We start from the raw sequence: 15369 nt of genomic DNA on the forward strand, positions 1-15369 counted from the left end.
AGTTACAAAAAGGATACTGTTATGGAGCATTTAGATGAAAAAGCTTGTAAATCCGCTGGCATGGCGGTTCGGGATACGCTGGAAGCCATCAATGGTAAATGGAAGCTGCTCATACTTTTAACATTATATAAAGGAGGTAAGCGCCGTTTCCGGGAGTTGGTGAAAGAAATTAACATTTCTCCGCGGGTGCTTTCGAAAGAATTGCAGGAGTTGGAAATGAATAAACTGATCAGTCGTACGGTATGTGATACCCGGCCGGTCACGGTAGAATATGAGTTGACGCCGTATTGCAAAACCTTGTCCGGCGTGATTACCGCCATGAAAGAATGGGGGGAGCAGCATCGGGTGGAGATATTGGGGAAGAGAGCGGAGTAGCGACCGTCAGTTACATAATGTTATAAAAAGAAGAAAGCTATGGTCGCAACATGTTGCGGCCATAGCTTTCTTCTTTTTTTTAGCGCTCTTAATAAAATAGGATGTTCAGGAAATTTCTTTTATCACCTGGCGCTGGTTTACTGGCCAGGAACGTATTCATTTGTGAGGAACTGAGTACCCCACTGAGGTTTGTTTTAAAGGTGTTGAATAATGCCGGTTGTTGTTGCTGATAACTCGTTGGATCTTTCCTGGTAGCCAATGCCAGGGTTCTTTTCGCATTCAGGTAGTCTGCTATGATTTTGTTTACCTGCGGCTTTTGCGTATCCGACACCGTTATCTTTTGTAGAAAGATATGGGTGAAGTCAATTTTCGAAACGGCTTTTACCCGATCTGCTTTGATGATATCCACCGCGCGGGGGCTACTTTGTTGTGCATATATATGATGAGCACAGAACAGGGTAATAACGGCTATTAATAATATCTTTTTCATTTGCTGTTATTTTGAATTAAAAATTATTGGTGACTCCACGTGATCCATCCCAGTGCATCACCAGCGGAAACCATGTCATAAGAGGTGCCATCTTCCTTACGTACAACATAAAATCCGGGAGAATCCGCGGCATACGGAGGAGCGGTTTTTCCGGTGGCCAGGAGAATAATGGTGGACAACAGGTCCGGTGGATTTACCACAGGAGAACCAAAATCCAGCATGTCAAATACGATACGATCGCCATCAAAAAAAGTATTGGAAATACCACCTGAGCCTAAGTAAGGATAGTTGTCATCGATACCCAGAAAGTAAGGAGATACAATATCCATGAAGTTGCCGCCACCTACGCCTACGCCACCAGGATAGAAAACAAACCGGAAGTAGTTGCCTCCCGGGTAAGTAAGCTTCAGCAGGTTATAGGCATCATCCACGCCCTTTACGTGAAAGCCCGCTGTGGCCAGCCATGGATTTTCACTGCCCTCGATATAAAAATTTACCGCGATATCAGCTTCCGGCGCCAATGGGGCGAGGGCCGGGGAAATAGTAGCGGCAGTAGTACCGTTGATACTGGTGCTGATGGTTTTCGAGGCGGCATTCCATACCAGGTTGTTGAAACTCTTGATGGTTTGTCCGCCTAAGGTTACCGGTGTTTCCAGGACAATGTTATGTGCGGTAGACTGGAAAGCTACATTAATCAGCTGTGGATGACTGGCTGATTTAATATTAAAGGAACGTCCACCTATGCCGGGCGTTAATTCAAATGGTTCTGTACCGCCAGTTACCTGTTTGAAATAGGTCAGTATTTTATTGAAAGTATTATAAGCGCCAAATCCGGCAGTGGTGAATATCTGTTGTTCCTCCTGCGTGGCTTTCACAAGGATGGCATCACTTTTATTCAGATTTCCGCGGAGATGGATGGTATCTCCTAAGTCAGCAGCCGCGATATTGTCGGCAAATGAAAATTCAAAGTCAGTACCCCAGCCAAAGCCATAACCAAAAGGACTGTTGGATATAGATGCGTCCGGATCACAGGGCGTATGCACATAGCTGTATGTATCAAAGATCAGCGTAGGACGCTGGGTGGCTTTGATAAAGTAGGAGGAGGTATTGAAGGTGGTAGACATTGGCAGACTAAAGTCTGAGATCATCGATACCTTATCGCTCTTATCAAACTTCATGTAGTAAGAGAAGATGACTTTGGGACCGGTTTGTGTAACACCTCCATTAAGAGCGGTGCCATTAGTATACTCCGTGAACACCCATCCATAAGGCGCATCAACAAGCTTTTTCTGATAGGCCGCCAGGGCTTCTGTGAGTCGCTGGTCGGTAGATTTACCATCTATATTCAGATCCGATTTCCTGTCACAGCCAGAGAACAGGGCAGTGATGCAAAGCAGATATATCGTTAGTTTTTTCATAAATAATAATTCAGATGATACAATTATTGGAAATAGGCAGTCAGTGCACGACGGCATCTGCGTTGCAGTGCGTAAAAGTCTATGGACCATGCCCTCGCATAATAATCCACTACTGCCGCTTCTTTTGCCCTTAGTAAGGCATAAGAGGCGGAGGTGGGACCACCGGTTTGTTCTGCCATTATTTTTTCGTAATCATCATAGCCGGATTGACCATTCCTGCCACCTATCAACATGGTTGCCACCATTTCTACAAAGTCTTCTCTCGGATCCGACTCTGCATAGGCGGAGATAAATCCCTCCTGTCGGGCTGTCTGGTCAGCAATATTGTACCAGTTGCCGGTGTAATGAGGCGTAATTTGTTTGAAAGAAACCGGGAATGCAATGTTCTGATTCAGGATATGCCCGAATTCATGGTGCATGGTATGTCCCATTTCTTTCAGTATGGCGGAATCTTTTGCTAGTCTGCTGAAACTATTGATCTCATACAGCAGCATAGCAGTACCACCTTCTGCCTGACCTAAAATGATGGAGCCGTTACTTTGGTATTGTCCGCTGCCTGCCATTTTAAGTACTTTAGGGAGATATTTTCTTAAGAAGACCGTACTACCGGTTTGGTCGTTGTAAGGTGCGAATGCCACTGCCAGCAATGCTTTCAGGGCAGGTATTACCTGTGCTTCCCTGGGAGGAACAATTTCATATGGAAAATCCAGTTGCCCCGGTTGCCATTTGTAGTATACCGCAATGTTATAAGGGATGGTGAGACTATCATAAATAAATACATCACTGGGTGTGGTGGCGGTAGAGTCGCCACCTAGTCCTACGGGGATCACATCCAGGTGCACGGTTTCCTTTTTACAGGCGCTCCATCCTGTTGCGAGCAACAGTAACAGCATTAGTTTGGGAAATATATTCAGTTTCATGGTGTTCATTTTAGAAAGGTTAAACCGGATGTTGTTTATCTTGGATTGAGTGCCATACCATCGTTGACAGCTTCGGGTGGTAATTGCAACAATCGTCTTTTATCGCCGGGCACCAGTGTGGTACTGTAGTTATTGGCGCCGGTATGTGTTACCGGTATATCCAGCCGCAAAATATCCAGCCATCTCAGTCCTTCCTGCAGATAGGTTATCCGTTTCATGTCCAGCACCGTTTGTATCATGGAGGCGTCCTGTGATAATCCATAAAATGCGATGATTTTATTGACGGTGACATTATGCGCTGCCGGTGTATAGCGGCTAACATTTTTGCTGATCCATATATTGATGTCTGCAATGGCTGCCGGGTAATTTTTTAACCGGATATTGGCTTCAGCCCTGTTCATCAGCACTTCTTCCATACTAAATAGGGGCTGTATTTTTAACTTATTGGTGAATTTAGGAAAGTTGAAATACTGGGGACTGGCGCCATATATACTGATGGCATAGAAGCCACCGGTTACGTTGCTGGAGTTCAACAATTCCTGATTCAGCGCCGTCCCGATACCATAACGATAGGAATAATAATTATCCATGTATTTTGATCCGGGTGCTTCCTGCAGTAAAATGTTGGCAGGGCTGCTGGAGCTGGTGTAGTTGGTGACCATGTCATCGTACGACATGCCATATACGGCCACCTGGTCACGTATCAGCGATGCAATATTTGCGCTGCCAAAAACAGCGGTGGCATGTGTTACTACTTTATCGTATTCCCTTTTGAATAAATAGAACCTCGCAGCGAATGCATGTGCTGCCTGCGCGGTGAAGTGGAATTTGGGAGCATCACCGTACATTTTATCCTGGAGTAGCGGCAGGCCGGCCGTCAGATCACTTTCTATCTGCTTATAGTCGTTGGCCACCGTGCCTCTGTCATATTTAGCGAAAACGGATTTGCTTACTTCCGTAATATAAGGTACACCCGGATCGCTGGCAGCGGTAGCTGGATTGTATGCTTTGGCAAAAAGTGTTACCAGCATGAAATGAGCGTAGGCTCTGCATATCAGTGCTTCTCCCTTTTGCGCGGAAAAGTTGGCTGCATCCGGTCCGTTGCAATAAGTGAGTGCCTGGTTGGCAACGGCAATAGCGGCGTAACAGGAATCCCAGTAAGCTACCGGGGAATCTTCCGTCACGGATTCAGGATCCAGGTATTTAAATGTTTGCGAATTGATCAGGAATGTTTGCTGATCTATTCCCACACCATTGTTTCCTTTATCTTCCACGTTATCGCTCAACGCTTCGCAGAACAACATGTAGGTACCATGGGGATAAGCGGTGGTGAGCAACTGGGATACCTGTTCCGGTGAAGTAATCACGGTCCTGTTATCCGGGAGGGTTTCCAGGTATTTTTTGCAGCCTGGCAATGACAGGATACCAGTGATCAGACCTATATATATCAGTAGTTTTTTCATAATTAATACTTTTTGAATTAAAGGCTTACTCTCAGCGAAAAAGTGACTTGTTTATTTACCGGAAGGGCTACGCCACCAGTATTATAAAACTCCGGATCCTGGCCGTGTAAGCGGGGATCAGCGTAAATAAGCCATAAATTGTTTCCGGTTGCTGTCACTGAGCCGCCTTTTAATCCTATCCGGCTTAACAATGGTAACGGGAGCTGATAACTCAGCGTCACTGTTTTCAGTCTTACAAAACCACCATCTGCCACACGGTCGTGTGAGAAATTATAGTTGTTGTAAGGATACTCGGTGTTGTTCAGGAGATCTACCTGTGTATAGATATCTGCTACAGACGGGATATTGGTTTTTTTGTCGTCTCCGGGTAGCGTAAATCTTCCTTTAAACTCGTTGGGCAGGGCATTAAAATCGGAATAGTTGGTGGTGTATACCGGTGTTAATCTTATTTTGTTACCTGCCTGATAAGTAACCAATGCACTCAGGGAGAAATTTTTGTAACGGAAAGTATTGTTCCAGCCGCCGGTGATGGTAGGATCTGCAGGGCCTTCATATTTCAGGTTCTTTACATTATGACTCTGCAGGTAAACACCGGGAGACACGCTACCGGTATCATTGATAAATCTTGCCTTTCCATCATAGGGATCCAGTCCTGCATTTTGCAGGGAGAATAAACCTCTTACCGGGTATCCTTCCAGCGCACCGCCGCCTTCACCAATCAGGTCCATGATCACCGGGTTATTTTTCGCATTGGTGATCAGGGTATTGTTATAGCTGAAAATAAGAGTGCTGCTTAAGCTGATATTTTTATGTGCAATAAGCTTACCTGTCAATGACACATCCACCCCATGAGAGTTCATGTTGGCATAGTTGGCAAATTGATTTACCTGTCCGCCTACGCCGGAGGTTCTGATCAATCCGATCAGGTCAAAGCTTTTTCTGCGGTAGTAATCAAAAGTGAATCCCAGTCTTTCTTTAAAGAAGCCGACATCCGTACCCAGGTCCAGTTCATATTTTTTCTCCCAGGTTAAATCCGCATTTTCCAGTGCCGCCAGCAGGATGGCGGTTTGCTGATCCACAATGTAAGGGCGGTTAGTTACGAAGGAACGGAGGATAGCGGTAGAGTTGGTGGCGCTACCAGTGCTGGCATTCAAACCATAACTGGCTTTCACAATCATATGACTTACGGTAGATGATTCTTTCAGGAAATCTTCCTGGTCTACATTCCAGGCACCAGCTACTGTCCAGGTAGGCAGCCACCGGGCGTTAGCGGAGCTCCCCAACCTGTTGGAGCCTTCTTCCCTTACCGTGGCAGTCAGGGTGTATTTATTAAGATAGGTATAACTGGCGTTAGCATAAAAAGCGATGAAGCGATCGTATTCATTGCTCATACCATAGTAAGTCTCATTATTCTCTGTCATCTTTTTAATGAACAGGTAATTGACAAAAGGTGTTCCGCCGGTATTATACTGGTAACCCACGCCGGTGCTGCCGGAGGTTACGCGATCGGCATATTTCACTTCCTGTCCTACCAGCGCGTTGAGCTGGTGCCTGTCGTTGTTAAATGACTGGTTAAAGGTCAACTGATTCCGGAAGGTATAGTTCTTCAGTTCTATATCTTTTCTTTTATAGAAACCTCCGTAAGGCAATACTACTACTGCCGGGTCGTTGGGGAAGTCAGGGTTTTTATAGAGGAACTTATTATTTTCTGTTATAATGGTGGTGCCGGCTGCCCTGTAGGCATTGGCTTCATTGGAGTTTTCATTCACTTTATGTTCTACGGTTGTTTTGGCATATCTGATAGCGCCGGTAAATTCGTAGTTCAAATGTGTATTGATTTTATAACCGAGGTTACCCTGCAATCTGAAGTCCATCAGGTTCAGATCCGTGTAGTTGTTTTTTGTTTCGTCCAGGATATTGAATGGGGCAAAATTGCGGGTGAAATACTCCAGGTTTCCTTTATCGTCATATGCGGTCAATGCTCTGCTGGTACTAAGTGCATAGGAAAAAGGATTGATGTCGAAGTCCCTGGTATAGGTACCCTGTACCGCATCTGTAACCCTGTCTTCCGTACCCGGTGCTTTCTGCTGACGTACGTTACCATTTACCAGGAAGCCGTAGGTTAACCTGCTGTTAGGGGTATAGTTGGCCCGTAGGTTCACCGTATATCTTTTCACATTATCTGCAATGGTCCATCCCTGGTCATTGAAGAAGCTGGTAGAAAGATACAGCTGTGATTTATCGGTACCGGTGGAGATACTGAGTGAGTGCTCCTGGGTCAGTGAATTCCGGAACAGTAAGTCAAACCAATCGGTGTTGGCATTGGCATATTTCAGTAGCCACTGCTGCCTGCCTTCCCGGGTATTTAATACGCCAAACTTATTGTCGCCATCAGGATATTGCAGCAGGCGGCCCAGTTTACCATATACGCCGGAAGTAGGTTCGTTGATCAGTTCTTCCGGTTTCAACAGTTTTTTACGTTCCAGTTCTGCATATACGGACATCTGATCGGCGGAGTTCATGATGTCATAGTTATTATAGGAAGGTTTCAGTTGCACACCAAAATTACCGGTATAAGATACTACGGGGCTGCCGATCTTTCCTTTTTTAGTGGTGATCACAATTACGCCGTTCATGGCGCGGGCGCCGTAGAGCGCTGTAGCGGCGGCATCTTTCAGGATATCGAATGTTTCAATATCGTTGGCATTAATACCTGCAACAGAAGACCCCAATAACGTACTGGCGTTACCGTTAGTCAGCTGTTCATTGGATACGTTGACGATATCTTCCAGTACCACACCATCGATTACCCACAGTGGTTTGTTTTCGCCGGAGATAGAGGTGGCGCCGCGGATACGTACTTTGGGGGCAGATCCGAAAGTACCGGAAACATTCTGTATACTCACACCGGCAGCGCGGCCTTCCAGCATACGGCTTACATCTGTTACGCCGTCTATTTTTACATTATCTGCTTTCAGGGTAACGGCTGCTCCGGCAAATTTCTTACGGTCTATTGTCTGGAAACCGGTAACGACCACACCACCCAGTTCTGTCACATCTTCATTCAGTGAAATGACCAGGTTATCCTTCGCTTTTATTTCCATGGTTTTATAGCCGATGGCAGATACCACGATGGTAGCGCCATCCGGTACTTCCAGTTCAAAGGCACCGGCGGCATTGGTAATGGCACCTTTGGTATTGCCTTTCACTTTTACAGACGCGCCTGGAATCGGCTCTCCTTTGGCATTACGGACGATACCACGAATAGGTGGTGCCGCCGTAATATTTACCGGTGTTGGTTTCGCCCGGGTAATAGTCACCATTCTGCCGTCTATAGCAAAATCCAGTGGTTGATTTTTCAGGCATTCCTGCAGGAAGCTGTTCAGTGATTCCTCTTTTGCATTAATAGTCACCGGCGTGGTTTCGTTTTGCAACAGCTGATAGTCATAAAGGAATACATATTCCGTTTTTTTGGAAACGTCTGATAGCACTTTGATCAGGGACGTTTGCTTCGCGGCATACGTAATCTTTTGTGAGTAGCTTCTGGCGCTTACCTGCAAGCAAAAGGCAAGTAAAAAAATGGACAGTAGTTTCATAGCTCTCAGCGATTTAGTTGAGTGTAAGGACAGGAATGTATCTGCGACAGTTAATACATGCCAGCGCTCACCTTTTTTGGTTGAATGCATAAGCTAGCACTTTGGGTTTAATTCTGATAATAAAGGACTATATATTTCCAGTTGATAAAATAAGCATGCTATTTGGTTGACTGGGAGGCCAGTACATTAATTTTCCGACCATTGGTTTCAAACCGGATTCCATATTTCTCCAGAGCGCTCAGAATACCCGACAGTGGGAGGTTTTTGTCTATACCTCCACCGAAAATCACATCAGGGACTTTTCCTTCATAGGCGATATCTACATCATACCAGCGGGATATCTGCCGCATAATTGCCGGCAGTTGCCGTTGATCAAACCGAAAGAACCCTTTTTTCCAGGCAATCGCTATTTCCGTATCGGTATTTTCCACCAGAATGGACCCGATTGTTTCCTGTGGGAATATAGCTTGCTGGCCAGGGATTAGCTTTTTACTATTGCCGGATCTGGATACCAGTACGGATCCTTCCAGCAGGGTAGTGTGTACTGCCGCTTCATCGTCATAAGCCATAATATTAAAGCGGGTACCCAGTACAGTTACTTCTCCATCATTGTTATGCTGCGTGTGTACCGCTACTTTAAAAGGGGCCTGTTCATTGCTGTTAACTTCAAAATAGGCCTCCCCGGATAAAATAACTTTCCGGTCCGCTCCCTTGGGGAATGCCACGGGATATTTGAGGGTGGTGGCAGCATTTAGCCATACCTGTGTACCATCAGGTAATACAATTTCATATTGGGCGCCACGGGGAGTAGTAATGGTGTTCCAGGCCACTTCCGTGGAAGGGGCGGGATCTGTTACATCATAGGTTAATGCGCCGGTAGCGGTTTTCACGATGCGGGTGCCACTTTGTTTGGCCAGCGCGCCTTGTTTGGCGCTGTCCAGTACAATGGTAGATCCATCTGCCAGCGTCAGGATAGCGCCGGTTTTTCCCGGCAGAATTTCTCTCGTCACATGACTGGCAACAACCTGAGGTCGTGTAGCTGCCCGTTTTTGCAGGAAGAAGAAACCGGAGCCTGTCAGTAACAGGAGAAAGACGGCGGCAGCAGCCAGTTTTCTAAACCGCTTGTTGCCCGGGGTGGTTGTTTTTTGTAACAACTGGGCGGTAGTATGTTCAGAAAACAGGATCTTATTCAATACCATCCTTTGTCTGTCTTCCGGTAAAGACTGCTCTCCTTCGTCTGATTGCCAGTACTCGGTGATTTGTTGCCTGAATATTTCGTCAAACTCTTCACTCTTTACATACTGCATCAACTCCTGCTCTTCGGCAGGGGTTAAATGATGGTGTAAATGTTTTTGAAGTAGTTCGGCGATACGGCGCATATATATAAGACGACCGGGAAAAGAGGAGGGAGTAGTGGTGCGGGAAAAAATTAACAGGAAAGCAACCAAATGATTAAAGCACCGCCATAGCTGCTGATATGACTGCCCAGGTGCTGGCGGATGCTGTGCAGGGCCACCGCCATATGTTTTTTTACGGTAAGCCGGGAAATGCCCATCTGTGTGGCAATTTCTTCGTGCGACAGGCCGGCTGTTTTTGCCAGCTGGTATACCTGTTTTTGCTGGGGAGGCAATCCGTCTACGGCCTCCTGTAATAATATTTCACATTGCCGATTGCGTAACAGATAATCGGTGGTATCGATAAAGTCAGGAACAGATGCGGTAAAGGCTTTCAGGTGATTATTTTCGTAGGCAGTTTTCTTAAGCCTGTCCAGTATCAGGTGGCGGGTCATAGACAGCAGGTAGGCTTCCAGGTTTTTAACGCGGCCAAATTCGGCGCGCTTCAGCCATACTTTCATAAATACATCCTGCACAATTTCTTCCGCCGGTGCGGCCGATTTAAGAAACCCCAGTGCAGTACCGTAAACTTTGGGCTGATACCTGCCGAATATGCTGGCGAAGGAGGATTCATCTCCCTGCACAAGCAATTCCAGCAATTTGGATTCATCAAAGGTTTCGGGCAATGCCATAGTAATTATTTCATAGTGCTTAGGCTAATTTAGCTAAAAAAAATTACAAGCCTGCTGCATTTTGCCATAAACGATTTTTGCTGTATTTTGCTTGCTATCACTGGGCCTAATCCCAATATTCCAAAGTCATGCATGATAATGAATTATGGTACTCCTATAAGGAAGGGGATGTAAAAGCATTGGAAGGTTTGTACGAACAATATTATACCCCACTCACTAACTATGGATTTAAGTTTACACCGGATCATGTTTGCATAGAAGAAAGCATGCAGGATCTTTTCCTGAAACTCTGGCAGAACAGGGAGCGCATTGCGCGTCCTGCTGTGGTGAAGCAATACCTGTATCTTTCTTTTCGCCGTGTCCTGCTCCGTAAGCTGGAATACAATCCTTCCAGGCATGAAGAAGAACTGGCAGGAGAGCATATTCCCTTTAACCTGGACCTGACCTACGAACATCCGCTGGTGCGTAAAGAACGTATGGAGGAACTGACCGCAAAGGTAGATGTGTTGTTGAGCGCCCTCACTAACCGGCAACGGGAGGCTGTCTTCCTGAAATACTATGAAGATCTTTCCTATGAACAGATCGCGGAGATCATGCACATGAATATCGGCGGTGCCTATAAACTGGTTTATCGTGCACTGGAACGCCTGCGTGAACAATTCGGCGACTTCACTTTACTGCTTCTCCTGTACATCTTAAAACGTGCCTGAAAAAAATTTTCTGTTAAATGGAAAAAATGGGATAATTCCACGTTAAACAATGGAGTAGCAAACTAACGTCGGGCGAAGGTGGGAATACAACCGGAACAGTGCCGCCGTCGTCAAACAAACGGCAGATACTACCGCCGCAGTTGCCTGGATACAACAACAACTGGTACTGGAAGGTATTCTGTTGTCAGAAGTGAAGTATGCCAAATACACCAGTGAGGCGGAATACAAGGCCGTCAATTATTGTTGAAATCCCGTATGACAATATCTGAAAAAGAAGAGCTGGATTTGAAGCAGATTACAGATAGTTTGTAAGAGCAGATTTTATGAGAAGAGGTGGCCTCCATGAAGATGGGGATCACCTTTTTTATACCCTCCAAACATAAAAAGGCTGCCTCCTGTTACAGAGACAGCCTTCCAAGTCACATGCATATCAGCTTGTTTTACAGAACGCGATATGATCATGTATCTGTGATATTTTCTGGTGACCATCGGTGAGACCCAGTTGCACATCCAGCCAGAGGATATATGCGCATGGTTCCATACCCATGGTACTGAATACCTTATTATTGTCATGGTATTCCGCAGCATATGGAGGTGGTCCGGCGCTGAACGATGCTGGCAGTGTTGGGTTGCCTTCAAAGCGTAGCTTGAGACTTTCTATATGAGGGTGACAAACCGTGTATTGTGCAGTGACTGTGGTGGTAATACCGCCGCAACCATGGCCGCTGCCGGTAGTTTCCGCAATTTCCAGCATGGCTGCTGCCATGATGTTTTCATCACCGGTGTATCCCCATCCCGGGTGTCTCCGTTGCTTGTAATTCACGTTGGAGATCACAATTTTATCCAGGGTATTGGTGGCGGTAAGCGTGGTCGTACCTACTTTACGTGCTTCAAACACAATTTTGAAGGTGTGGATAGGTGCACGCTGTGCGCCAGGTACTGCGTTGCCAGCAATGAGTACAGAAGGAGCTGTCAGATCAAATGAATCGCTGGCGAAAGCAGTATTACCCGCGTTCAGCGCCAGGGCAGCAGAGTTGATAACAGCCAGTGAGCCGTCTGTAGGAGTGAATATACCGGTGACCAAATTGTTACCACGAGGCACGGTGATCCATAATTCGCCTGCACTGTTGAGGGCGGGGGTGATCACTACGGCTTCGTGTGTCCAGGTGATAGGACCGGTTTGTTTCAGCAACTCACCGATTTTAAATGGTACCATCGCATTCAGCACCTGGGTAGCTGTCAGCTCATAGCTGGTATCAGCATTGAAGATGCGGAAGCGGTATTCCATTGCATTGGTGTTGGTTCCGCTGGGCAGGGTACCGTTGAGGTCCAGGCCGCCGTAGAAGGCAAGTTTAGGCACATCTGTGGTGTAGCCATTGGCATCAAACTGAGCGCCGGTAGGACCAATATCATAAATGCCCACTCTTTCAAACAGGGCAGGTACTTCATTATTAGGAGGTACTTCCTGTGGTACACATAATTCTATGCAGAAACAAGGACCTCTGTTGGTGCGGTCGGCACGATGGCCTACGCTGCGGTCTTCATTGAGTAATACAGCGCCGGAAACGGGTTCTGTGATGCGGAAGTAGATATCCGGTCCTGCAGGCCATTCCACGTTGAGAAAAGGCAGCAGTGTTTTGCTGAAATCAGCTTCGGTGTAGTCGATGCGGAAATGTCCGGTGGCATCAGTAACGTTGCTACCCAGTGGGTCGTCCTGTAGCCAGTCTACATCAAATGCGGCTACAATTAAGCCTTTCAGCGGCTGTTTGGTTTTACAGTTCACCACGCGGCCACAGATGATCCATGCGTCAAATCTGCCACGGATCAGGCACCACCAGCGGTTGGGAATTTCATAGGCCCAATAAGCCATAAAATCATTTTCCGTTTGTTTCCACTTGGGTTGCAGGGTGGTAATGTGGAACTGTAGTACCGGCAGTTTTTTAGGGTAAGGCTTAGGACGGGGAACATTGCCGCATTCGAAATCAATGTCGAAGGCTTCTCCTTCGTATTTGCTTTCGCGGCCGAAGTCGATGGTGAAATTACCCTCGGCATCTGTCAGGGTTTCCGCCAGCAGGCTCTTTTCCTTACTTTTTAACTCTTCTGCTGACACCTCATGGAAGGTTTCCTTGACGGCAGCAGCGGCTTGTGATACCACTTCTCGGGAGGCGGTAGCACGGTAAATTCTGATTTTTACGTTGGCAATGGCTTCACTGCAAAATTCATCGCAGAGCAAACCTTTTAGATTGCCTTTGAACTGATAGCTCATGACTTACTTTTTTTGGGGTTATTGGAATATAGAAGCAATAGCGTTTTGGGGTGCTGATAATTGATAAACTTTTGGGGAACGTGTATACAGTTAATGGCTAGTGCTTCGATACAAATGTCCACCTAAATTAGTTAGTTATCAAGCGGATAAATGCGTAAAATACCGAAAGCGTATATATACCCGGAATGGCAGGGTTGGATTTCCGGAGAAGGCGGGTTTGGCCCGCTAGGATAAATACCTTTATTTTGCCGGTTACGTTTGGTCGTGCAACATGAAAGTAGACAGCAGCAATTATTCCCTATATGACGAGAACGATTTGGTGGTAGCTTTCCAGGTGGATGCGGATATGCGTGCGTTTGAAGAAATCTATAAACGTTTCTGGTTCAAACTGTATAGTGCTGCCTTTAAGAAAACCACTTCCCAGCAGGAGGCCGAAGAGCTGATACAGACTATCTTCGAGCGGCTCTGGGCTAACCGGGAAAAGGCAGTGATCCACAATATAGGGGCTTACCTGGCGGTTTCGCTGAGAAACATCCTGCACGATTACCAGCGCAGAAGGGCTACGGCAGAAAAGTTCCGGCAGTCGCTCGACCTGGAGCCGCTGGTCAATACTACCGAAGAAGATGTAAACCGGGAGTTGCTCCTGAAAGCGATCGATAAAGCCCTCCGGGAGTTGCCGGATAAAACCCAGACCGTTTTCCGGCTGAGCCGTTTTGATAATAAGTCGGTTCGGGAAATTGCCGGCAAGCTGGATCTGACCGAAAAAGCCGTGGAATATCATATTACCAAAGCCATCAAACTCCTGCGTCAACGACTCCGGGGCTACCTTCCTTTCCTGTTCTGAAAAATTTTCATCTTTTTTTAGGGATTCATTTCAGTAGTGCGTCAAGGTATTCAGATAAACTGATTCCATGAGCCAATATGAATTTGACGATCTGCTGGAAAAATACCTTTCGGGGCAATGTACGCCTGCCGAAGAAAAATTGGTATTGGCATGGTATAAGTCATTTATTGATGAAAGTGAAATAGCGCTTTCAGCGGAAGAGAAGCAGCGTATTGAAAGCCGGATCTGGCTGAATGTAGCCACAACGGTATCTGCTGAAACGCCGGTGGTGCGTATGTGGCCACGCCGTATTACCCGCATGGCCATTGCGGTTTCCCTGTTACTGGCCGTAGCAGGTGGCTGGTACTGGATGTCGCACCGGCAGCCGGCACCTGGTGAGATAGTTTTTACCGCAGAGCGGGTACCCGGGGGATATGTATCTGTGAACAATACGAATGAAACAGACCAGGACGTAGCGTTGAGCGATGGTTCTCACATTAAACTGGAGCCGGGTAGCGTGGTGTATTACCCACCTGTTTTTAGTGGTCATACGAGAGATGTATACCTCTCCGGTAATGCTTTTTTTCAGATTGCTCACGATACCAGCAAACACTTTATTGTACATACCAGTGAAGGGATATTGGCAGAAGTACTGGGGACCAGCTTTTACGTAAGCCACGACAAACAGCATCATAAAGTAGAAGTCTCCGTAGTGACCGGCCGGGTATCTGTATATGAGCGGAAGAAAAAGAACGACTCCATGTTTACCGCATCTACCGAAAGCATTATTATAACACCTAATCAGAAAGTTTCCTTTAAACCGGAAAACAGCCAGTTTACCACCTCGCTGGTAGATGATCCGAAACCAGTGATGACGGAGGAAAAGCCTGCCAGCTTTAACTTTGAGGAAAGCTCACTGGAAACCGTATTAAAGACACTTGAAAATACATACGCTATTACCATCACCACCGACAATGAACATTTCAATCATTGCCAGTTTACAGGAGATATCACAAAACAAAATCTATACGAAAAGCTGGATATTATTTGCCAGTCTATCCAGGCCTCTTATGAGGTAAAAGGAACCACGATCTATATTAAAGGGAAAGGATGTAATTAAGAAATTATGTTGCTAAAATAAAAGCATATGTAACACTCATTCACGTTCGCTTGAAAAAATAAACTGGTAATGTGGGGCATTACCAGTTTAATAAAATTAACCGTTTGCAGCGGTTAAGATGCCTTATGTCCGCAAACTAACATTAACGAAAACAAAGCCACA

At 46.2% G+C, this 15369-nt stretch carries 12 protein-coding genes; 4 read left to right on the plus strand and 8 right to left on the minus strand.

The window, feature by feature from the left end; translation table 11 throughout:
• Nucleotides 1–21: 21 nt before the first annotated feature.
• On the plus strand, nt 22–375 hold the full coding sequence (locus AC1DCV_RS04335) for a winged helix-turn-helix transcriptional regulator (RefSeq protein WP_477022011.1): 354 nt from the start codon (nt 22–24) through the stop codon (nt 373–375).
• Between the two features lie 88 nt (nt 376–463).
• On the opposite strand, the gene AC1DCV_RS04340 is transcribed toward AC1DCV_RS04335, so the two are convergent.
• The 7 genes from AC1DCV_RS04340 to AC1DCV_RS04370 all read right to left on the minus strand — a co-directional run bounded on the left by AC1DCV_RS04340 (nt 464) and on the right by AC1DCV_RS04370 (nt 10288).
• The gene (locus AC1DCV_RS04340; RefSeq protein WP_477022012.1) at nt 464–865 is read right to left on the minus strand and encodes a hypothetical protein; all 402 of its coding nucleotides are present in this window, start codon (nt 863–865) and stop codon (nt 464–466) included.
• A 23-nt stretch (nt 866–888) separates the two neighbouring features.
• Nucleotides 889–2283 carry a DUF4302 domain-containing protein gene (locus tag AC1DCV_RS04345; RefSeq protein ID WP_477022013.1) on the minus strand — a complete coding sequence of 465 codons (1395 nt, stop codon included), beginning with the start codon at nt 2281–2283 and terminating at the stop codon, nt 889–891.
• A gap of 23 nt (nt 2284–2306) precedes the next feature.
• Nucleotides 2307–3203: a substrate import-associated zinc metallohydrolase lipoprotein gene (locus tag AC1DCV_RS04350; protein WP_477022014.1), complete on the minus strand. Its 897-nt coding sequence runs from the start codon at nt 3201–3203 to the stop codon at nt 2307–2309.
• 35 nt (nt 3204–3238) lie between these two features.
• Nucleotides 3239–4666: a RagB/SusD family nutrient uptake outer membrane protein gene (locus AC1DCV_RS04355; protein WP_477022015.1), complete on the minus strand. Its 1428-nt coding sequence runs from the start codon at nt 4664–4666 to the stop codon at nt 3239–3241.
• A gap of 17 nt (nt 4667–4683) precedes the next feature.
• Nucleotides 4684–8262, minus strand: a complete 3579-nt coding sequence (locus AC1DCV_RS04360; protein WP_477022016.1) for a SusC/RagA family TonB-linked outer membrane protein — start codon at nt 8260–8262, stop codon at nt 4684–4686.
• A gap of 158 nt (nt 8263–8420) precedes the next feature.
• Nucleotides 8421–9641: a FecR family protein gene (locus AC1DCV_RS04365; RefSeq protein ID WP_477022017.1), complete on the minus strand. Its 1221-nt coding sequence runs from the start codon at nt 9639–9641 to the stop codon at nt 8421–8423.
• A gap of 50 nt (nt 9642–9691) precedes the next feature.
• The gene (locus AC1DCV_RS04370) at nt 9692–10288 is read right to left on the minus strand and encodes an RNA polymerase sigma factor (protein WP_477022018.1); all 597 of its coding nucleotides are present in this window, start codon (nt 10286–10288) and stop codon (nt 9692–9694) included.
• A 128-nt stretch (nt 10289–10416) separates the two neighbouring features.
• Between AC1DCV_RS04370 and AC1DCV_RS04375 the strand changes: the two genes are divergently transcribed.
• Nucleotides 10417–10998, plus strand: coding sequence for an RNA polymerase sigma factor (locus tag AC1DCV_RS04375; RefSeq protein WP_477022019.1), 582 nt, complete (start codon nt 10417–10419; stop codon nt 10996–10998).
• A gap of 430 nt (nt 10999–11428) precedes the next feature.
• On the opposite strand, the gene AC1DCV_RS04380 is transcribed toward AC1DCV_RS04375, so the two are convergent.
• The gene (locus AC1DCV_RS04380) at nt 11429–13264 is read right to left on the minus strand and encodes a transthyretin-like family protein (protein ID WP_477022020.1); all 1836 of its coding nucleotides are present in this window, start codon (nt 13262–13264) and stop codon (nt 11429–11431) included.
• Nucleotides 13265–13535: 271 nt separating this feature from the next.
• Here AC1DCV_RS04380 and AC1DCV_RS04385 point away from each other — a divergent pair, with 271 nt between their 5' ends.
• A complete protein-coding gene (locus tag AC1DCV_RS04385) occupies nt 13536–14108 on the plus strand; it encodes an RNA polymerase sigma factor (protein ID WP_477022021.1) in 573 nt (190 codons plus the stop codon).
• A gap of 67 nt (nt 14109–14175) precedes the next feature.
• Entirely contained in the window at nt 14176–15207 is a 1032-nt protein-coding gene (locus AC1DCV_RS04390; RefSeq protein ID WP_477022022.1) for a FecR family protein, read from the plus strand.
• Nucleotides 15208–15369: the final 162 nt, after the last annotated feature.

The sequence above is a fragment of the Chitinophaga sp. 10T418 genome (assembly GCF_056394125.1).